This is a genomic window from Arsukibacterium perlucidum DSM 18276 (assembly GCF_000382165.1).
GTDB lineage: Bacteria > Pseudomonadota > Gammaproteobacteria > Enterobacterales > Alteromonadaceae > Alishewanella > Alishewanella perlucidum.
This window is the reverse complement of the sequence record NZ_KB907715.1, coordinates 1-19,394: the sequence shown is the minus strand read 5'-3', so window position 1 is coordinate 19,394 and position 19,394 is coordinate 1. Positions and strand designations below refer to the sequence as shown.

General features: G+C 49.9%; 21 protein-coding genes. 12 read left to right on the top strand and 9 right to left on the bottom strand.

What is annotated here, in order from left to right:
- The first annotated feature begins 8 nt into the window (after nt 1-8).
- The 3 genes from secD (at nt 9) to H141_RS0111890 (ending at nt 3,256) form a co-directional block, all read left to right on the top strand.
- A complete protein-coding gene (gene secD, locus H141_RS0111900) occupies nt 9-1,862 on the top strand; it encodes a protein translocase subunit SecD (RefSeq protein ID WP_019676497.1) in 1,854 nt (617 codons plus the stop codon).
- 9 nt (nt 1,863-1,871) lie between these two features.
- Nucleotides 1,872-2,819 (top strand): protein translocase subunit SecF, encoded by a 948-nt coding sequence (secF, locus tag H141_RS0111895; RefSeq protein WP_019676496.1) that lies wholly within the window; start codon nt 1,872-1,874, stop codon nt 2,817-2,819.
- Between the two features lie 65 nt (nt 2,820-2,884).
- On the top strand, nt 2,885-3,256 hold the full coding sequence (locus H141_RS0111890) for a rhodanese-like domain-containing protein (protein WP_019676495.1): 372 nt from the start codon (nt 2,885-2,887) through the stop codon (nt 3,254-3,256).
- A 40-nt stretch (nt 3,257-3,296) separates the two neighbouring features.
- Here the strand turns inward: H141_RS0111890 and suhB are convergent, their stop codons facing one another.
- On the bottom strand, nt 3,297-4,100 hold the full coding sequence (suhB, locus tag H141_RS0111885) for an inositol-1-monophosphatase (protein WP_019676494.1): 804 nt from the start codon (nt 4,098-4,100) through the stop codon (nt 3,297-3,299).
- A 262-nt stretch (nt 4,101-4,362) separates the two neighbouring features.
- Between suhB and H141_RS0111880 the strand changes: the two genes are divergently transcribed.
- The 3 genes from H141_RS0111880 to H141_RS0111870 all read left to right on the top strand — a co-directional run bounded on the left by H141_RS0111880 (nt 4,363) and on the right by H141_RS0111870 (nt 6,559).
- A complete protein-coding gene (locus H141_RS0111880) occupies nt 4,363-5,091 on the top strand; it encodes a complement resistance protein TraT (RefSeq protein WP_019676493.1) in 729 nt (242 codons plus the stop codon).
- Nucleotides 5,092-5,904, top strand: a complete 813-nt coding sequence (gene traT / locus H141_RS0111875; RefSeq protein WP_019676492.1) for a complement resistance protein TraT — start codon at nt 5,092-5,094, stop codon at nt 5,902-5,904.
- Between the two features lie 76 nt (nt 5,905-5,980).
- A complete protein-coding gene (locus tag H141_RS0111870) occupies nt 5,981-6,559 on the top strand; it encodes a GrpB family protein (protein WP_019676491.1) in 579 nt (192 codons plus the stop codon).
- Nucleotides 6,560-6,568: 9 nt separating this feature from the next.
- On the opposite strand, the gene H141_RS0111865 is transcribed toward H141_RS0111870, so the two are convergent.
- A complete protein-coding gene (locus tag H141_RS0111865; RefSeq protein WP_019676490.1) occupies nt 6,569-7,312 on the bottom strand; it encodes a ferredoxin--NADP reductase in 744 nt (247 codons plus the stop codon).
- 57 nt (nt 7,313-7,369) lie between these two features.
- Between H141_RS0111865 and H141_RS0111860 the strand changes: the two genes are divergently transcribed.
- A complete protein-coding gene (locus H141_RS0111860) occupies nt 7,370-7,708 on the top strand; it encodes a tRNA-binding protein (RefSeq protein WP_019676489.1) in 339 nt (112 codons plus the stop codon).
- A 67-nt stretch (nt 7,709-7,775) separates the two neighbouring features.
- Here H141_RS0111860 and H141_RS20955 read toward each other — a convergent pair whose 3' ends face one another.
- Nucleotides 7,776-9,446, bottom strand: coding sequence for a serine hydrolase domain-containing protein (locus tag H141_RS20955; protein WP_019676488.1), 1,671 nt, complete (start codon nt 9,444-9,446; stop codon nt 7,776-7,778).
- A gap of 239 nt (nt 9,447-9,685) precedes the next feature.
- Here H141_RS20955 and H141_RS0111850 point away from each other — a divergent pair, with 239 nt between their 5' ends.
- From H141_RS0111850 to H141_RS0111840, 3 genes are all read left to right on the top strand, one after another.
- A complete protein-coding gene (locus H141_RS0111850) occupies nt 9,686-10,168 on the top strand; it encodes a SixA phosphatase family protein (RefSeq protein ID WP_019676487.1) in 483 nt (160 codons plus the stop codon).
- A 33-nt stretch (nt 10,169-10,201) separates the two neighbouring features.
- Complete coding sequence (locus H141_RS0111845) at nt 10,202-10,615, top strand: gamma-glutamylcyclotransferase family protein (protein ID WP_019676486.1); 414 nt, start codon at nt 10,202-10,204, stop codon at nt 10,613-10,615.
- A 98-nt stretch (nt 10,616-10,713) separates the two neighbouring features.
- Nucleotides 10,714-11,004 (top strand): HigA family addiction module antitoxin, encoded by a 291-nt coding sequence (locus H141_RS0111840; protein ID WP_033425510.1) that lies wholly within the window; start codon nt 10,714-10,716, stop codon nt 11,002-11,004.
- Nucleotides 11,005-11,160: 156 nt separating this feature from the next.
- On the opposite strand, the gene H141_RS0111835 is transcribed toward H141_RS0111840, so the two are convergent.
- Both H141_RS0111835 and H141_RS20950 read right to left on the bottom strand, forming a co-directional pair.
- A complete protein-coding gene (locus H141_RS0111835) occupies nt 11,161-11,739 on the bottom strand; it encodes an Lcl C-terminal domain-containing protein (RefSeq protein ID WP_169337176.1) in 579 nt (192 codons plus the stop codon).
- Between the two features lie 38 nt (nt 11,740-11,777).
- Nucleotides 11,778-13,178 (bottom strand): Lcl C-terminal domain-containing protein, encoded by a 1,401-nt coding sequence (locus tag H141_RS20950; RefSeq protein WP_019676483.1) that lies wholly within the window; start codon nt 13,176-13,178, stop codon nt 11,778-11,780.
- A gap of 194 nt (nt 13,179-13,372) precedes the next feature.
- On the opposite strand from H141_RS20950, the gene H141_RS0111825 reads away from it, so the two are divergent.
- Nucleotides 13,373-14,884, top strand: coding sequence for a S1 family peptidase (locus H141_RS0111825; RefSeq protein ID WP_019676482.1), 1,512 nt, complete (start codon nt 13,373-13,375; stop codon nt 14,882-14,884).
- Between the two features lie 78 nt (nt 14,885-14,962).
- Here H141_RS0111825 and purH read toward each other — a convergent pair whose 3' ends face one another.
- The 4 genes from purH to prmA form a co-directional block, all read right to left on the bottom strand.
- Nucleotides 14,963-16,549 carry a bifunctional phosphoribosylaminoimidazolecarboxamide formyltransferase/IMP cyclohydrolase gene (gene purH, locus H141_RS0111820; RefSeq protein ID WP_019676481.1) on the bottom strand — a complete coding sequence of 529 codons (1,587 nt, stop codon included), beginning with the start codon at nt 16,547-16,549 and terminating at the stop codon, nt 14,963-14,965.
- Nucleotides 16,550-16,649: 100 nt separating this feature from the next.
- Nucleotides 16,650-16,940, bottom strand: coding sequence for a DNA-binding transcriptional regulator Fis (gene fis, locus H141_RS0111815; protein WP_019676480.1), 291 nt, complete (start codon nt 16,938-16,940; stop codon nt 16,650-16,652).
- Between the two features lie 17 nt (nt 16,941-16,957).
- Entirely contained in the window at nt 16,958-17,941 is a 984-nt protein-coding gene (gene dusB / locus H141_RS0111810) for a tRNA dihydrouridine synthase DusB (RefSeq protein WP_420834576.1), read from the bottom strand.
- Nucleotides 17,942-18,157: 216 nt separating this feature from the next.
- A complete protein-coding gene (gene prmA / locus H141_RS0111800) occupies nt 18,158-19,042 on the bottom strand; it encodes a 50S ribosomal protein L11 methyltransferase (RefSeq protein ID WP_019676477.1) in 885 nt (294 codons plus the stop codon).
- Between the two features lie 147 nt (nt 19,043-19,189).
- Between prmA and H141_RS0111795 the strand changes: the two genes are divergently transcribed.
- Nucleotides 19,190-19,394 (top strand): transposase domain-containing protein (locus H141_RS0111795; RefSeq protein ID WP_019676476.1); only part of this gene is annotated, 205 nt, incomplete at its 3' end.

The window sequence follows — 19,394 nt, the reverse complement described above, 5'->3', positions numbered from 1 at the left end:
ATATACTTGTGTTAAACAAAAATCCTCTCTGGCGGTATTTGGTAGTGGTGGGAGTGCTGCTGGCAGCATTCCTGTACGCATTACCAAATGTGTACCCGGAAGATCCGGCATTAAATATTAATGCCAGTCGTGGCGGTGTGGTTAGTGAAACCACCCGCGCAGAACTTGAGCAGGCATTTGTTGCAGCCAATATTACGGCTAAAGCAGTGACGCTGACAGAGGGTCAGATTCTGGCCCGCTTTAGCAGTGCTGAAGATCAGCTACGAGCACGGGAAGTGGCCGAGCGTCAGTTAGGCGGCAGCTATATTACCGCTCTTAATATGGTACCAACTACCCCGGGCTGGCTGCGTGCAATTGGTGCCAGTCCGATGAAGCTGGGCCTGGACTTACGTGGTGGTGTGCACTTTTTGATGGCAGTGGATATGAAGGCTGCTATCGACAAAAACATCAACGATTTAGTGCAGGCATTTCGTGCTGATTTACGGGAAGAGCGGGTACGTTACCGGGCAGTGCAAGCTGATTTAGACCGCAGCCAGGTGCAAATTCTGCTGCGTAGTGCTGAAGATGTAGCTGCCGCCCGCGCGGTACTGGGTAAAGGCGATCAGGAACTGATGTTCAGCGACGGTGATACCGAGCATAGCTTGCTGGTGAGCTTAAGTGAAAACCGGGTACGGGAAATTCGCGAATATGCCCTGGAGCAGAACATTACTATTATCCGTAACCGGGTAAATGAAATTGGTGTTGCTGAGCCGCTGGTACAGCGCCAGGGCGCCGATCGGATTATTGTGCAATTACCTGGCGTGCAGGACCCTGCACAGGCTAAAGAAATACTTGGCGCGACTGCCACGCTTGAATTCAGGCTGGTAGATAACGATTCTGATTTAGGCGCAGCCTTAGATGGCCGCTTACCTGCGGGCGCCAGCATATATCGTGACCGTAATGGTATGCCATATTTGCTGGAAAACCGCACCATGCTGACCGGCGATCATATTACCGGTGCTACTTCAGGTTATGACGAATACTCGCGGCCTCAGGTTAGTATTTCACTGGATGCGCAGGGCGGTAATTTACTGTCAAACGCCACCCGCAGTACCATTGGCCGGCAGATGGCTACCGTATTTATTGAATATAAGCCAGGTGAAGAGCGCAATGAAGATGGCACGCCGGTGCTGGTGAAGTATGAAGAAGTGATTAATGCCGCCACTATTCAGGCGCGCCTCGGTCGTAGCTTCCGGATTACCGGCATTGATAACCCCGCTGAAGCGCAAAATCTGGCGCTGTTGTTACGTGCCGGCGCCCTGATTGCGCCAACTCAGATCATTGAAGAACGCACTATAGGCCCGAGCCTGGGTAAGGAAAACATTGATTTAGGTATGACTGCCATTATGTGGGGCATGGTGGTAGTACTAATCTTTATGGTGCTGTATTACAAAGCCTTTGGTTTAATTGCCAACGTCGCGCTGATCGCAAACCTAATCCTGATTACCGGCTTTATGTCGATGATCCCGGGGGCGACATTAACCTTGCCCGGTATGGCAGGTATTGTCTTGACAGTAGGTATGGCGGTCGATGCTAACGTGCTGATATTCGAGCGGATCCGTGAGGAACTGGCAGAGGGGCGCAGCGTGCAACAGGCGATACATCATGGCTACGACCGTGCTTTTGCTACCATTGCCGACTCCAACATTACCACTTTACTGGTGGCGCTAATCCTGTTTGGGATAGGAACCGGCCCGGTGAAAGGTTTTGCCATTACCCTGGCTATCGGTATTCTGACGTCGATTTTCACATCAGTGGTCGGAACCCGCTTGCTGGTTAATTTAATCTGGGGTGGCCGCCGCGTGCAGTCACTGCCAATGTAAGGAGGCGGTGTGAGAATATTTAGCTTTACTGAGCCGCTTAACTTTATGCGGTTTAAAACGCCGGCGCTGATCCTGTCAACATTACTGGTGATTGCCTCACTGACCACTATTACCGTTAAGGGTATGAACTGGGGCCTGGATTTTACCGGTGGTACTGTTATTGAAGTGGGCTATAGTGGTGGTGCTGACTTGTCGCAAGTGCGTCAGGTGCTGGCAGATAGCGGCTATCCCGATGCAGTTGTGCAGTATTTTGGTTCCAGTGAAGATGTCGCAATCAGAATATCGCCGCGGGAAGGAGTAGAACAGTCTGCCATCTCGAATCAGGTGCTCAGTGCGTTGGCAGTAACCTCCAGCGAGCCTATTGAAATGCGCCGGGTTGAGTTTGTCGGACCAAGTGTTGGTGATGAACTGAAAGAGCAGGGCGGTTTAGCCATGTTAGCGGCACTGATCGGTATTCTGCTGTATGTCACCATGCGGTTTGAATGGCGCTTATCAGTGGGGGCGGTAATGGCACTTGGGCACGACGTCATTATTACCCTGGGTTTATTTTCATTGCTGCAACTGGAGTTTGATTTAACGGTACTGGCGGCAATTCTGGCACTGATTGGTTATTCGATTAACGATACCATAGTGGTGTTTGACCGTATTCGGGAGAGTTTTCGCAAGTTACGTGACGCAACCGTACATGAAACTATAAATCATGCAGTAACCTCTACCTTAAACCGGACGGTAGTGACGTCATTAACTACCATTATCGTGTTAATTGTCCTGTTTACCATGGGCGGTGCGCTTATTCATAACTTTGCGACTGCCTTGCTGTTTGGTATCGCTATTGGTACTTACTCTTCGGTGTTTGTCGCCAGCTCGCTTGCTGTGCAACTGGGTATCAGCCGCGAAGATATGTTACCACCGCCACCGCCGGAAAAAGAAGGCGAAGGCACCGAGCCCTTGCTGTAAAAACTATAGTTATATGCTACAAATGCCAGTCTGAGACTGGCATTTTTTTTAACAGAGGCATCACTATGGCTAACCAACATGCGCCGGGCTTTATTGCTCTGGTAAACCAGGCAAAGGCTGAAATCAACGAAATAACAATTAGCGAGTTGCTGCAACATAATCAGCCTTATGTGTTGCTGGATATCCGGGAGGATCACGAGTGGGCCAAAGGCCATTTGCCAGAAGCGATGCATCTGGGTAAAGGCATAATTGAACGTGATATTGAGCAAACCGTGCCGGATAAAAAACAGAAAATTGTGTTGTACTGTGGTGGCGGTTATCGCTCTGCACTGGCAGCGCAAACATTGCAGCGAATGGGGTACCAGCTGGTGCTTAGCCTGGCAGGGGGCTACCGTGAGTGGACAGAGCAGGGCCTGACAATTGACGTACCAGCCTGACGCTTAGTGGTTAAACCAAGGCGCCAGGCGGCTGACGGTATTATTTAGCCAGGGTTTCTGACAGGTGCGGGCGCATACCTTTTACCATGGCTTGCAGCACTTTAGGGCTGGCTGCCACGATATTACCGCTTTTCATCTGGTTAGAACCGCCGGTAAAATCGCAAACCATACCACCGGCTTCCCGCACAATCAGCTCACCTGCAGCGATATCCCATGGTTTTAAACCGATTTCAAAGAAACCATCAAAACGACCGGCAGCTACATAGGCTAAATCCAGCGCAGCTGAGCCGGTACGGCGCATATCGGCGCAGTCAGCAAAAAAGCTGTTAAAGATTTTACTGTAGCAGTCTAAATGGTGTTTTGCTTTAAACGGAAAACCGGTTGCCAGAATGGCGCCTGTCATATCTGGTAAAGCTGTTACCCGGATCCGGGTGCCATTCAGCTGAGCACCGCGGCCACGAGAGGCGGTGAATAACTCGCCGCGCAGAGGGTCAAAGATCACGGCCTGGTCTAATTTGCCCTGGTGTTTTAGGGCTATGGATACCGCGAAGTGCGGAATGCCTTTAATGAAGTTGCTGGTACCGTCCAGTGGGTCAATAATCCACTGGAATTCGCTGTCGCTGTTACCGTAATCGCCATGTTCCTCGCCAACAATGCCATGAGTTGGAAAAGATTTCTTCAAAATTGCCACTATAGCCTGTTCAGCTTCTTTATCGACATTAGTGACAAAGTCGTTGCTGCCTTTTTGCAGCTTTTGCACCATATCTAACTGGCCACAAGCACGAGCGATAATATTACCTGCACTTCGGGCAGCACGAATGGCGATGTTTAACATCGGATGCATAGCGATTACCTTTTTTATAAAGAGCGTTTAAAGACAGCTGAAAACAACTGTATAAAGAACAAACAAAAGAGCGGCGCGTATTGTAGCCGCTCCAGTTAAAAAGTAAAGATAATTGGCCTTAAAATACCCGCGCTTTTGCTTTACATATTCCGTTACATTGTTTAACCGACTTATGTTAACGCTGCGCTAACTATTCAGATAATATTAAGCTTATTTGGGCACAATAGCCAAAACCAACAAGTACTAATTTAGTGAGGCAAGCATGAATATTTTAAAAGTGGCGCTGGCCGGCGCAGTGATAATAAGTCTGGCAGGCTGTGGCGCCTTGCACACCTCGGTTGCCAAACGTAACCTCGATGTGCAAACTAAAATGTCGTCCAGCATCTTTCTTGATCCGGTTGAACCGGCACAACGCACTATTTTTGTTGATGTGCGTAACACCTCTGACAAGCCCGAATTTGATATAAAACCCCAGGTGGTTGCTAACCTGCGGGCTAAGGGCTATCAGGTAATAGACAGCCCGGCTCAGGCACACTACTGGTTGCAGGCGAATGTGCTGCAGGTAGGGCGGACTAATGGCCGCGATGCTAACCGGGCCTTTGCGGCCGGCCCCGGGATGGCAGGTGGCGCAGTTACCGGTTATGCCATTCACCGGGCTACCGGTGGTTCAGGTGCTGCAGGTTTAGGTGCTGCAGTCGCAGGTGCTGCCGCTGGTACTATCGTGGATGCTCTGGTAGAAGATGTGTATTACACCGCTATCACCGATATTCAGATTATGGAACGCTTTAGCGGCACTGTTAGTGAGCGCTCAGAGCATCAGTTGTTGCAAGGTGATAGTGGCAGCACCAGTTCAAGCTATCAGCGCCAGACAGACATGCGTAAATATCAGAGCCGGGTACTTAGCTATGCCAATCAGGCTAATTTGAAGTGGCCGGAGGCAGCGCCGCAGCTTACCGACGGCGTGGCACGCTCGCTGGCAGGATTGTTTTAAATGCGCATCTGGCTGTGCTTACTGGTGTTGTTGCCGTTAACCGGTTGTATGGCGCTGCATACCTCTGTGGCAAAGGGCAAGCTGGACGTACAAACCCGGATGAGCGAAACCATTTATCTTGATCCGGTAGAGCCTGAGTTTCGAACTATTTTTCTGGATATTCGCCAGACTGCGGCTGAATACCAATTACCGTTGGCTGACGATGTACGGGACATGCTGCTTAGCAGGGGCTATCAGCTGGTTGACTCACCGCAGCAGGCGCAGTACTGGTTACAGGTAAATGTGCGGACAGTATTAAAAGAGCGGCCGGAAGTGGTGCTGGCCAGTGGCGAGTACAATATGAGCCCGGAGCAAATTCATCAGTTGTTATACCCGGGCATGGCCTTGCCCGAGCCTGAAGAGACAGTGATGCAAAGGCGGGTCAGCAATGTCGCAGTCTACGCTGATGCCAGCTATGGCACGGATATCGACGGTAAAGATATTGCCAAAGCACTGGTGGTGCTTGCGGCCTGGGCGGGGGCTGAGTATGTTGGTAACCAGTTGGTACAGGATAAATACTATACTATGCTAACGGATATTCAGCTGGCGGAGCGGATTGCGCCTGACAGCATTGGTATGGTGCAGGAGACTAGCATGCACCAACTGCAGCAGGGCGACAGTGGCAACAATGAATTATTGTGGGAGCTGGCAACTGACCGGCGTAAGTATCAGGTAAAGGTGGTTAGTTTTGCCAATAAGGCGAACCTGAGCTGGCGTGATGCCGAGCAGCCACTGCATCAGGGTTTATTGCGCTCGTTAGCCGGGATTTTTTAACGGCTGAGCAGTGCGCAGATTGTACTAACTCAGTGGTGCGTTTAGCCATAGCACTTTGACAGAAGTATTGCCTTATATGACAGCTGACAAAAGCCAGAATACCCGGGATAAGTTGCAGCAAGCGGTGCTTGAACCGATAGCACTGGCAGAGTGGTCTGCAGACTGGGCACAGCAGTTTCTGCAGGAAAAAAGGCGATTACAACATTTGCTGGGGCCAGCTGCAGGCCGGATTGAACACTTCGGTAGTACCGCTATTACCGGGATGCCCGCCAAACCCATTATTGATATGTTAGTAGAGGTGCCCAACTTAAGCTGGGTGCGCGATACATTAGCTCCTGAAATGGAGCCGTTAGGGTATCAGTTGTTCTGGCGGCCGGCCACGCCCGGCGATACTGACGTGAGTTATGCCTGGTTTATTAAACGAGACAGCAATGGCCGGCGCACTCATCATCTGCATATGTTATTGCCTGATGCAACCGACTGGCAAAAACTGCAGTTTCGCGATTACCTGCGAGCGAATCCGGCGGTGGCAGAGGCTTACGCTAAGCTGAAACGCAGGGCAGCCAGCGAATTTGCCAATGACCGAAAGGCCTACAACGCCGTCAAAGACGCTTTTATCAAACCAATTATGCAACAGCTAACCCGCTGCAGTTAGAGTATGCCTTTACTTCCAGTACTGTTCGACCGTGATATTACCGGGGGTACGGCGCAGATTCTTTTTTAACCCCATACTTTCCAGCAAGGTTTTAGTGTCGGTAATCATTTGTGGATTGCCGCACAGCATCACCTGCGATTTAGGGTTCATCAGCTGGCCACATTGTTGTTGCAACTGATGCGATGCAATTAAATTCGGAATACGGTCTTGTAATGCACCGGGATTCGGCTCACGGGTTACAATAGGCTGGTAGTGCAACTGGCCGGGATGCTGTGCTGCAAAGCCCTCAATTAATTCTTTATAAACTAAATCGGCAGCTTTGCTAACACTGTGAACCAGAATGATCTGGGCAAAACGCCGGTAGGGTTCGGCTGTGGCCAGCATCGACAAGTAAGGACCAATGCCGGTTCCGGTTGCAATCAGCCATAAATTGTCACCATCGGGTACTTCATCCAGAATGAAAAAACCAGTGGCCGGCTGGCTTATTCCCAGGGTGTCGCCTGGTGTTAGCTGCTGCAGTAACGGTGATAGCAAGCCATCAGCCACGTTACTTACCAGAAATTCCTGATGCTCACTATCCGGTGGGTTAACCAGCGAGTAAGCGCGCTGGATCCTACCTTCAGGGCCGTCCAAAGCTAATCTGACAAATTGACCGGCAATAAACGGCAGCGGGCCTGTTTTAGCTTTTATGCTGAATAAGTTGCCAGTCCAGTGAATTGTTTCAGATACCGTAGCATTTAACCATTGCGCCATAGGGTTCTCCGGATTAAGTTATGTCAATCATCATAGCAGTTTAGCGCAGAGGGCGTCATGGAAACGATCGGCTGGCAGGATTTTGCCAAAGTAGAACTTCGGGTAGGCACCATTATTGCCGTGGAAGATTTTCCGCAGGCCCGTAAACCTGCCTATAAGCTGCAACTTGATTTCGGCAGTGAACTGGGTATTAAAAAGTCCAGTGCCCAGATAACGACTTTATATACTAAAGAGCAGTTGCTGGGCCGCCAGGTGCTGGCAGTGGTGAATTTCCCGCCCAAGCAAATCGGACCTATACAGTCAGAGTGTCTGGTAACCGGCTTTGCCCGCGAAGACGGCGCCATTGTGTTGGTGGGAGTCGACAGCCCGGTGCCTAATGGTGCAAAACTGGGCTAAAGTCAGCAGTGGGTAACAGGGCTTGCGCCAGATCTTAAATCTGGCGCAGCCATAAATTTTAATTCGCTTACTGACGAGTCAGTACAAAACGACCTGGCCCTTGTAACAGGGTAACCTGAGTGGCCAGACCGGTGGCAGGTTCAAATTCCAGGCTGGCATCAACCACGGTAAGATACAGGCTGCGCTCGCTGGCCGCTTTTAACTCAAGAGCAGGTTGGCCTGCTACCTGAACCAGTAAACTATCACCAGCGTCACTCTGAAAGATTTTCATTTGTAACTGATCTGAAGCATAGTCACCAATCAGAGCCTGCCGCTGTTGTTGGGTTAAGGTAATATCGGCTTTTAAAGATACATCGCCTGTTCGTAGCCAAATTTCGCCTTCGCCGTCACCATCATAAAACATGGTAAGGCCGGTTGCGTTGCCTGCAGTGTCGCGCTGAACGACCAACCTGGTAACGTTATCCGCAAAACCAAAACCGTCGTTACCTTGTGGTATCAACTCAAAGGGCTGACTGCCGGCACGGGTAGAAACCAGTTTACCATCCCGTACTTCAAGCTTGCGAGTGTCGGCTCCTTTACTGTAAACACCGCTGACAGTATGTAACTGGGCTTCAGTTAGCGATACCGGTTTAAACTCCGGATAAGGATTACCGCTGGCAAAGGCAGCAATTTTGCGGCTTAAATAATTTAAATCAGGCCCGGGTCCATCGCTGTTCCGCAGCATGGCCACGGTTACTTCCTGCTGTGGCAAATACACCAACAATGATACAAAGCCATTAATACCACCGCCATGTTGCAGCTCCTGCATACCGCGCAGCCTGCCGAGGCTAATACCAAAGCCATATTTAGCGTCAGCTTCAGCCGCAGCGGCGGTTGGGGTAATCATCTGCTGATAAGTCTCAGCCTTTAGCAACTTACCGCCATGTAACAGCCGGTTCCACTGCCATAAGGCGTCAACATCGGCTACCAGTGCGCCTGCAGCATGTGGTTGGGTCATACTTAGTAACGCGGATTGTTTTACCTCCTGTCCGGGGCGCAGGCTGTAACCGCTGGCCATGCCCGGAATAATGGTTTGCTCGCCAGGGTAAACAACAGTATTCAGTTTATTGGGTTGGAGCAGTGCATCATTAATATACTGGTGCCAGCTTTTGCCACTGATTGCTTCAATTACCGCCCCAAGCAATACATAGCCAGAGTTGTTGTATTTAAAGTCTGTGCCGGGTGCAAAGTCGACTGGCAAATCCTTAAACTCGTCAATCAGCTCAGCTGTGCTTAGCTCACGACGGATTTTATTATGCATATAACCCGGTATGCCGGTATAACTTATTACACCTGAAGTATGGTTCAGCAGTTGCAATAGGGTTATTGCTTCGGCATTCGGGTAGTCTGGCAGGTATTTATTCAGTGGATCTGTCAGTGACGCTTTGCCCTCATCAATCAGTTTTAACAACGCTGCTGCAGCAAATTGCTTGGTAACAGAGCCTATCCGGAATTTATGCTCCGGGCTCAATGGCACGCCAAGCTCAATATTAGCCTGACCATAAGCCTTTTTAAACAGCAATTCGTCACCGCGCGCAACCAATACGGCAACTCCGGGGCTTTGGTTATTTATAGGTTGTTGCTGTAATAGCTGACCGGCATAGCGGTTTACCGCCTGGGCGTCTGGTAATGGGGCAGCTGCGATAACCACGCCGCTTGCGCAGCATAAGGCTGTGGCCAGCCATAGTTGTCTTAACATAATTGTTCCTTGTTTTTTATCAAGTATTACGCAATTGCGGCCTGGCCGCATGCAGTGATGACAAAGCAAAAATAAGGCCATTATGCAAAGCTCTATAAATCAATATGTTATATTTTTTTGCTGACTATTTTAATAACCATTACGCCAAATGATGCGTTTATATGCCAGGCTGTTAGTGGATTTCACAGCAACTTGCTGTCATAAATTTGCCTTAACCTCATGCTATAACTGCGGCCGCTATGAATAAATACTTATATTTTCTTCGCCATGCTACCGCAGAAGTTATCCGGCCTAATCAGCTGGATATTGACCGCTGCCTGATTGAAAAAGGCCGCTTGCAAGCCAGGCGGGTTGCGTTGTTTATGCAGAGGCATAATATTTTGCCTGCAGCCGTGTTAAGCAGCCCTTATCCGCGGGCTATCCAGACTGCGGCGATAGTATGTAAAGAGGCCGATCTTGTGCGGGCTAAAGAGCTCGAATGGTTGGCTCTGGCCACTGATAGCCAAAGCGCACTGAGCCAACTGCAAAAACAGCTGCCAACATTACCGCAGCACACTTTGCTGGTAGGGCACGAACCTGATTTTTCAACCTTGCTTAGTATGTTACTGGGCAGCAATCAGCAGGCATTAATAATTAAAAAGGCGTCGCTAACTTGTATTATGTATTGCGAAACCAGCAATAGTTTTCAGCTGGAATGGTCAGTTCCGGCTAAGTTTATGTAGAATTACCGGCATGCACTCAACTGAGCACTGCTAATGTCAGAATACTTATTTGTTTATGGCACACTTCGCAAAAATGCTCTACGCCGCGCTGCCGGCAACCGCTGTTATCAGTTACTTCAGCAAAACGCCAGCCTGGTTGGGGAAGGACGCTTTCAGGCTAAGTTGTACCTGGTGGATTATTACCCCGGAGTAGTCGCCAGTGAGGACCCTGCCTGGCAGGTAACGGGCGAGGTGTATCAGCTGCAGCAGCCAGAGTCAGTGTTAGCAGAGTTGGACCAATACGAGCAATGCGGCCCCGGCTTCGCCAGCCCCACCGAATACCTGCGGCTGCAACAACAGATCATCCTTGAAAATGGTGAAATGATTAGCGCCTGGCTGTATATCTATAACCACCCAATTGATGTCTTAAAGCAGATAATGTCGGGTGATTTTCTGCATTGTCTTTAAAACTGTCATATTTACCTTGCAACATTTGATAAGTGTAAAGCAATGCTTTACACTTTTTATCATTTCTGGAAGGTAATCAGGATAAAGTATTGGAAAAAATGACACGTTGTCCCAATCATCCGGGGCTGGTTTTTCGTAGCCAGATCCTGGAAGAACATGGCATCTCGGTGACTAAAGCTGCCAAAGCGTTAGGTATATCCCGTACTACTATGAGTAATTTTTGTCATGGTCATATACCATGTTCCGCAGATTTGGCGCAGCGAATTGCCCTGGCAACCGACAGCAATGTGGCTCTATGGATAAACCTGCAGGCAAATTATGATGCATGGCAGGCCGAACATGGCGAACAGCCGGTAGTTGAGAAGTTAGTATTAAACAGCGCTGCATGAAGATACTGTAAGCAGCAGCCGGGATTACCTGCGGGATATCGTATTAAAATAAGCTACGAAGGGCGGCGACTTTTTTTGCGCTACACCAATTTATCAGAATTCCCGCATTAAATTTTTTCGGCCAGAACAGTGCGAGCTTGCAACGTCCCATCTTTTTCATGGCTGTACACCACCACGCACCAAGCGCACTCGGTTATCCTCCCCCATTTGGCTGACGCCGTCAGTTCCGTTACTAAAGCCGACAAAGCGTGGCTTTGGAGCGTACATCGCATTAAGCGAAACAGATGACGACCAAAACCAACTTGGAGGGTTATTTGGCACAATAGTGAGATTACTGGCCGGTGTGTTTGGAAACACCGTAAGGTTAATTGCAGGACTAAAACAAGCCAATTCCAGAATGGAATTCAATTCCTTAAAGTCAGGAACTCGCCAGTCAGAGTATCCTGCAAAATCATGATCTTTAGCGGTTTGTAACGCCTGCGGCCAATCCATATCCATCGCATCGCCAATGCAGGTTTCGCCGTTCCAATCTTGTCCCACAGCGCAGCGCATCCATATCAAACCGGTTGGCAGATGCGTTGTCGTACCGTTTTCATGCAAAACAAAATCACTATCCGGTGTAGTTGTCGGGATATCACTACGGCATAACTGGTCTGGGTATGGCCACTCCTGGCAGATCCCAACATTTGATATAAACAGGCCAGCCAGCATGCTCATTCGCAAAAGTATCTTCATTAACATTCGTCCTATTCTTAGTTAAGCAAAAAATGCTTTCACCTTATTTCAGAACCGCTGCGCACCAAAATAAGTTGATAGTCCCAACCCTTGTTTGATGTTACTGGTGTTGCAAAGGCGAAATCCACGAACCAGGCTTGTTCGCTTTGATGTCGACCATACAACCAGTTTGCGCTTGATGAAGACGACCAATATTGGGTGCGGCTCCAATCAAACACCATATTTGGGAAGTAGTCCGTATCCACTGCTGCTTCTGGCAATATGGAGCCTGGATTAGTTTGGTCAGCCAAGATAACGTTATGATCTATGATTGATAACAACTCTTGCCGGTTCGGCAGGCGCCAATTCTGGGCACCGCACAAACCGTTTTCATTGATGGCCTGCACATAGGCCTGCGTATCGCACTCTATTTGCGACCAGAGACAAACGCCGTCGTTCTGCACCCCAGCATCGCCACCGTTGGTTGTGCTGTCCGGGTTGTACCAGCTGTAGCTATGCTCCCAGTGTTGCAGGTGGTTAGGGTTGTTAACTTTAACTTCCCAAATCAGCCCGGTAACATTGTCGCGCACACAGCTCCAACGGGTACCGTCGGCTTCATTGCCCTGTTCGTTCCAGCTCTGGTGTTGAATAGGCAATACTTCGCCATTGGCTCCTAGCTTAGTAAAATCGAATCCGGCCCGGCCGCCGCCTATCTTCTGCAGCTGCCCGGCGCGAGCCAGTGCATCGCGGCCATGTTCGCCATCCTGGCCGGGAAAGCCTACAGCCGGACATTCGTTTACCAGCTCATTATCCGCCAGGCACGAGTTCAGGCCGGTGTCATTTAAACCGCCAACCGACGAAAAGGGGGCCTGTGGGCGTGCCACTACCTGTTGGGTCCAAGGGCTTTCATGCTCGCCTAGTGTGGCACTAATGGTAGCGTAATAGCTGGTGTAGTTCTCTAACCCGGTCAGCACATAGGGCGAGCTGACCTGCGCCACCCAGGTACCGTTCTCCAACATTGTGAAATTGTCCGGGGTAATGCCAGCCTCGGTGGCATAATATAAATGGTAGGCTTCGGCACCATTTACGCTGTCCCAGGAAAAAGTGACTTGGCCATCGCCTGCTTCTGCCTGAATGTTTCCGGGCGCGGCAATATAAGGTTCAAACCCAACGTTAACCGTGCAGTTTGCTGTAATGGGTCCGGTCCGGTAATTCTGGCCGCTGAGCACGGCATTGCAGCCGCTGACAGACTGAATGCGGAATCCCTTATCAGGTGTTACCTGAAATTCAGCGCTTTGGCCGCGTGTTACCTGTACCTGTGTGGGGGTTACAGCGCCTCCGTTGTATGCAAAAATGCTAACAGTAAAGCTTTGCGTTTCATCACTGCCACCTCCACCACCGCAAGCGGCAAGCCCTGCGATTAATACAACACACAGTAATCGTTTCAGGCACTGAAACATGAGTTGCTCCCTATCTATGAGCCATTTTTCAATCATCAGCCATCCCCTTTACTACCTGCGGCTTTTAGTTGTCACCAGACCATCCTTCGGCAGAAGGTTTCATACTGTGCCAAGACTAGTCGTGGGTGACATACAAACAATTAAAAGTATATTGACATTTTTTTTTTGTAAGGCTACCATGATTGTCGAGATAAATGAAACTGATTCATGTGGTAGTGCTTTTCAATGCTATGAAAACATTTCAAATATCTCGCCTTTTGCTAAAAATAATAATGAAAAAAGTGATCAACAGGAAACACTTCTCTTGCTACAAAGCGTTTACTTATCTGGCCGTAGCCACCGGGCTCGCCCTGAGCTTTAGCCGCGCAGCCGCACTGGACTCAATGCCAGCCTTAGACCCAAAGGCCGTCACCGAGATCCAAAAACAACTGGGACTAAGTGAAGCCGAAACACGCGCTCGCCTGCATGCCGAAGCCCATGCAAATAATATTCACCAACCGCTACAGGAATTTCTCGGTGACGCTTATGCCGGAGCCTGGTTTGATGTTGATCGTATGAAGTTGGCTGTCGCGTATACTGAACCACGCTTGCGCAATTGGATCAAAGTTGCCGGCGCATACCCCGTGCTGGTTAAACACAATCGCAGCCAACTGCTTAACATTCAACAGCAATTGCTTCTCGAAGCTCAAGCAGACCCGCGGTGGCTCGCTGGAGTAAGTAGCTGGTACATTGATGATAAAACCAACAGTGTGGTGTTGGAAGCACTGCCCGAAGACTGGGATTATATTGCCGGGCGTTTGCCGAATATTGGCCGGGCGAACGATGTGCTGCGTTTGAAGCGTTCACATAAAAAGCCTCAGTTAAATAGCGATATTCGTGGTGGAGAATCGGCTAATGGCTGCAGCGTCGGTTTTTCTGTAGTTGGTGGTTTTGTATGGGCTGGCCACTGTGGATTAACCAACGACACAGTTGAGAATGCAAGCGGCCAGGTGATTGGTAGTATCGCATACACCACGGCGCCGTGGGGAGCTGGCACCTATCGTGACCACGGCTGGGTTCAAACTACATCAGGCTGGACACCACAACCGGTGGTTCAAGGATATAGCGATGGCCTGTTGCCGGTAAAGGGCCAGAAAACTCCCATTCAGGGTATGTCCGTTTGTCGTTATGGTGCATCCAGCCAGGCGCCTTTTTGTGGCTCGATCCACTCAACTGCAAATACAATCCCCATAACGGCTACTGCGTCGATAGAAGGTTTAAGCCGGGTTAATATTTTTTCTTTTCCTGGAGACTCTGGTGGCCCTTACCTGACAGCAGCAGGTGATGGCCTGGGCACACATTCTGCATCACTATACGGCCCCACTGATTATCCAGAGTCATACTTCGAGCCATTGTCACACTCACTGACCGCAATGGGACTTACGCTACTCACTACAACAGGCAATAATCCGCCCAATATCACTGGCTTCACCTGCCCGGACTATGATAGCAGCGGCAATTACACGTATTTTTGTAGTGTCAGTTACGCAACCCAAGGCCCGACACAAGTGGCCTGGAGCAGTCTTAGCGGTACCGGTGCTGGTGACGGCTTTTTCGGCTCTTGTTTACAACATCAATGGGTAACCGTATCAGTTACAGTGTCGAATGCTTTTGGTTCATCGTCCCAGCAAAGCTCATTTACTTGTCCAACTGGTATAATTCCGTGAGTTGAGTCTTTCTCATTACTTGCCGGTTCATGATTTAACATGAACCGGGTTTTAACTTTTCACATGTAAAGCAGGTAGTTAGTGACGGAAATGTCTTACACCGGTAAATACCATGGCCATACCGTGCTCGTCTGCTGCGGCGATAACTTCAGCGTCGCGCATTGAACCACCCGGCTGGATTACCGCAGTAATACCAGCGGCGGCAGCAGCGTCGATACCGTCCCGGAATGGGAAGAACGCATCTGAGGCCATTACCGAGCCTTTCACTTCCAGCTTTTCATCAGCGGCCTTAATGCCGGCGATTTTCGCGCTGTACACCCGGCTCATCTGGCCGGCGCCAACGCCAATAGTCATGCTGTCTTTGACATAAACAATGGCGTTCGACTTCACAAACTTGGCCACTTTCCAGCAGAACAGTAAGTCTTTTAATTCCTGCCCGGTCGGCTGGCGCTTGCTCACGACTTTTAAATCGGCAGCGGTGACTTTAGCCTGATCGCGGTCTTGCAGCAGCATACCGCCGTTAACTTGCTTCATATCGAGCGCGTTAGCGGCCTCGCTGAACTCACCACACACCAGTAACCGCACATTGGGCTTAGTGCCCACTACCGCTACAGCCGCATCAGATGCTGACGGGGCAATAATTACTTCGACAAACTGGCGGCTGACAATTTCCTGGGCCGTGGTTTCATCCAGTTCGCGGTTAAAAGCAATAATACCGCCAAAGGCTGAGGTAGGGTCGGTCTGATAAGCGCGGTTATAGGCAGCCAGAATAGACTCACCAATTGCTACTCCGCACGGATTTGCGTGCTTAACGATAACGCAGGCTGGCTCGGCAAATTCTTTTACGCATTCCAGGGCGGCATCGGTATCGGCGATATTGTTGTACGACAATGCCTTGCCTTGCAGCTGCTTAGCGGTAGACACTGACGCTTCCGTAGCGCCATCCTGCACATAAAATGCTGCGCTCTGGTGGCTGTTTTCGCCATAGCGTAAATCTTGTTTTTTAACAAACTGGCTGTTAAAAGTGCGTGGGAACTTGCTAACCGGCTCGGCAGGGTTGTCGTAGGCGGGCAACATGGCGCCAAAGTAGTTGGCTATCATACCATCGTACTGCGCGGTGTGCTCAAAAGCACTGATGGCCAGGCTGAAACGGGTGGCGTGGGTCGTGGCGCCATTATTAGCGGCCATTTCTGCCAGCACAGTGCTGTAATCTTTGGCATTTACCACTATGGTGACATCTTTATGGTTCTTGGCCGCGGCACGTACCATGGTCGGGCCGCCGATATCGATGTTTTCAACCGCATCTTCCAGGGTGCAGCCAGGTTTGGCGACTGTGCTGGCAAACGGATACAGGTTCACCACTACCAGATCAATGGGACCAATGCTATTGTCAGCCATAACGTTTTCATCAACACCGCGCCGGGCCAGAATACCGCCATGAATTTTCGGATGCAGGGTTTTTACCCGGCCGTCCATTATTTCCGGGTGGCCGGTATAGTCAGACACTTCAGTAACCTTAATACCTTGCTCCGCTAACAGCTTGGCGGTGCCGCCGGTAGACAAAATATCTACTTGCAGGGCAGCCAGGGCGCGGGCAAACTCGACGATACCGGTTTTGTCAGACACACTTAACAGTGCGCGGCGAATAGGGCGTAGTGTTGTCATGCTTAAATTCTCTTGTCGCTTGCAAAAATCAGATTTTAACCTATCCAATAAAAAAGCACCCGAAGGTGCTTAGTGGCGAGGCGGGTGCCTCGCGGTGGCATTAACTCATGCCGTATTGTTTCAGCTTCTTACGCAGCGTACCGCGGTTGATGCCCATCAGGTTGGCTGCACGGGTCTGGTTACCGCGGGTGTATTTCATCACCTCTTCCAGTAATGGCCGCTCTAATTCTGACAGTACCAGTTCGTACAGGTCGTTAACGTCCTGGCCGTTTAACTGCTGCAGGTAGTTTGCAACGGCTTTTTGCACTGCGTTGCTTAACGCTTGTGGCTTTTCCTGGGTTTGTACATGGGCATTAGTAATAAATGGCGAAGTAACGTTCGAATTAAACATTGCTTATCTCTTTTGCGTTAGGTTGCTGCTAGTTTATGAAAATAGTCATTTAATGCCTCGAACTGGCGCTCGGCCTGTTCAATAGCATTGAATTCGCTGCGAAACACACCCTGGGCATCATGCTCAGCTAAGTACCAGCCAACGTGCTTACGGGCGATTCGAGGCCCCAAATGCACACCGTACAGCTGGTGTAAGCCCTGCACATGCTCCAGCATGATTTGCTGCACTTCAGCAATAGCTGGTGCAGCCAGTTTTTCACCTGTTGCCAGGTAATGGGCCACTTCCCGGAATATCCAGGGGCGACCCTGTGCCGCGCGGCCAATCATAATGGCGTCGGCACCGGTATAATCCAGCACATACTGCGCTTTTTCCGGCGTGGTAATATCACCATTGGCAATAACCGGCAGGGTTACTGCCTGCTTTATTGCTTTAATAGTGTCGTACTCGGCTTCACCTTTGTACATGCAGGCTTTTGTTCTGCCATGTACAGCCAGGGCCTGAATGCCATTGTCCTCAGCAATCCGGGCAATTTGCACACCGTTACGATTATCGGGGTCCCAGCCGGTACGAATTTTCAGCGTTACCGGTACTGTTACCGCCTTTACCACGGCCTGAATAATTTGTTCAACCAGCTCCGGGTATTGTAATAAAGCCGAACCTGCCAGTTTTTTGTTTACTTTCTTTGCCGGGCAACCCATGTTGATATCAATAATATCGGCACCGATCTCAACATTGTATTGCGCTGCTGCGGCCATTTGAGCCGGATCGCTGCCGGCAATTTGCACCGAGCGGATACCGGATTCCTGACGATGGCCCATCCGGTTTTGCGACTTTTCGCTTTGCCAGACCAATGGATTGCTCGACAGCATTTCAGATACAGCTAAGGCAGCGCCAAACCGCCGGCAAAGCTCACGAAAAGTGTGATCTGTCACTCCGGCCATCGGAGCACAAATTACCTTGTTCGCTAACTGATAAGGACCTATGCGCACCGTGTAATCCAAGGCTCTACCCGTAAGGGGCGCTAAGTTTACGGATTTTTGCCAACAAAGCAAAGGTTATTATTTAAACAAAACTGCAATTAATTTGGCCTTTCAGGGATTGACTTTCGCTAAAAGGCTGAAAAGGCGTGTTTTCCTGCCACTGTCGGCCCGTAAAATATGGCCTGAGCAAAAAGATAATTGTAAGGCTGTTTGTTTTGCCAGCAGTTGCTTAACAGTTTAACTGGCATTTTTACGGGCGCTTAACCGTACCCACTCTTCCTGTTCTGCTATAGGCTCAAAGCTAAATTCAGGCTGGTAAGCGGCCATGACACTTTGGGCCTGACTTTGCAAAATACCTGACAAGGCCAGCAAACCGCCGGGTTTGACATAGCCACTGATTATCTGGCTAAGTTCAGCCAGCGGCCCGGCCAGAATATTAGCAACCACCACGTCGGCTTGTAACTGTGGTTGGTCTTTTGGCAGGTACAGCTCTATCTGGCCGCTGACATTATTGCGCGCGGCATTGGCAGTACTGGCTTCTATTGCTTGCGGGTCAATATCGATGCCAACTACCCGTTTTGCGCCCAGTTTTAGTGCCGCTATACCTAAAATGCCTGAGCCACAGCCAAAATCGACTACTGTTTGCTCAGGTTGTATATGCTGATCCAGCCACTGCATACAGAGGGCCGTAGTAGGGTGGGTACCGGTGCCAAATGCCAGGCCGGGATCTAACATCACGTTAACAGCGCCCGGGTCAGGAATGTCTCGCCAGCTGGGGCATACCCATAGCCGCTCGCCAAATTTTATCGGGTGAAAGTTATCCATCCACTCCCGTTCCCAGTCTTTGTCTTCCAGTTGTTCCAGTTTGTAATCAACGTGGTCTTTAAAAAAGGCCACTTGCTTAAGCTTACTGATCACTTGCTCCATCGGATGCCCGGCATCAAACAAGCCCACCACTACAGTGTTGGTCCAGTAAATCACTTCACCGGGCATTGGCTCGTAAATGGGGGTGTCGTGGGCATCGACAAAGCTTACTGCCTGCGCGCCCCAGCCTTGCAGCATATCGCTGACTTGCTCGGCTTTATCTTCGGTAGTGTTAACACGTAGCTGGATCCAGGGCATCGGTAGTCTCTTGCAGCAATTTTGGCGCATTATAGCAAAAAGGCCGCAATTGCCTAATGCCGATCAGATAAGAGTTTTTCAGATCGGTTGACCGATCCAAGGGCTGGTATATAAAGGCTTACAGAATAAACCCTGTAGGCCTTTTTTATGCACATTAGCCAAGCTCTTGAGACCGTTTTAGTAAACAGCCATACCATTAGTTTCGACAGTCTGTCGGATGTTCTAGACCCTGCACTTATTGAGACAGGACTTGGTATTGCAGGCGTATCAACCATCCGGACCCGTCGGCTGCCTATGGAGCAAATGGTATGGGCCGTATTGGGAATGGCTCTGTTCCGTAATATATCGATAA

Coding starts and splice junctions, on each gene's coding strand:
- H141_RS0111890 (WP_019676495.1), top strand. CDS start 2,885: ATGGCTAACCAACATGCGCCGGGCTTTATTGCTCTGGTAAACCAGGCA.
- suhB (WP_019676494.1), bottom strand. CDS start 4,100: ATGCATCCGATGTTAAACATCGCCATTCGTGCTGCCCGAAGTGCAGGT.
- H141_RS0111880 (WP_019676493.1), top strand. CDS start 4,363: ATGAATATTTTAAAAGTGGCGCTGGCCGGCGCAGTGATAATAAGTCTG.
- traT (WP_019676492.1), top strand. CDS start 5,092: ATGCGCATCTGGCTGTGCTTACTGGTGTTGTTGCCGTTAACCGGTTGT.
- H141_RS0111870 (WP_019676491.1), top strand. CDS start 5,981: ATGACAGCTGACAAAAGCCAGAATACCCGGGATAAGTTGCAGCAAGCG.
- H141_RS0111865 (WP_019676490.1), bottom strand. CDS start 7,312: ATGGCGCAATGGTTAAATGCTACGGTATCTGAAACAATTCACTGGACT.
- H141_RS0111860 (WP_019676489.1), top strand. CDS start 7,370: ATGGAAACGATCGGCTGGCAGGATTTTGCCAAAGTAGAACTTCGGGTA.
- H141_RS20955 (WP_019676488.1), bottom strand. CDS start 9,446: ATGTTAAGACAACTATGGCTGGCCACAGCCTTATGCTGCGCAAGCGGC.
- H141_RS0111850 (WP_019676487.1), top strand. CDS start 9,686: ATGAATAAATACTTATATTTTCTTCGCCATGCTACCGCAGAAGTTATC.
- H141_RS0111845 (WP_019676486.1), top strand. CDS start 10,202: ATGTCAGAATACTTATTTGTTTATGGCACACTTCGCAAAAATGCTCTA.
- H141_RS0111840 (WP_033425510.1), top strand. CDS start 10,714: ATGACACGTTGTCCCAATCATCCGGGGCTGGTTTTTCGTAGCCAGATC.
- H141_RS0111835 (WP_169337176.1), bottom strand. CDS start 11,739: ATGAAGATACTTTTGCGAATGAGCATGCTGGCTGGCCTGTTTATATCA.
- H141_RS20950 (WP_019676483.1), bottom strand. CDS start 13,178: ATGTTTCAGTGCCTGAAACGATTACTGTGTGTTGTATTAATCGCAGGG.
- H141_RS0111825 (WP_019676482.1), top strand. CDS start 13,373: ATGAAACTGATTCATGTGGTAGTGCTTTTCAATGCTATGAAAACATTT.
- purH (WP_019676481.1), bottom strand. CDS start 16,549: ATGACAACACTACGCCCTATTCGCCGCGCACTGTTAAGTGTGTCTGAC.
- fis (WP_019676480.1), bottom strand. CDS start 16,940: ATGTTTAATTCGAACGTTACTTCGCCATTTATTACTAATGCCCATGTA.
- prmA (WP_019676477.1), bottom strand. CDS start 19,042: ATGCCCTGGATCCAGCTACGTGTTAACACTACCGAAGATAAAGCCGAG.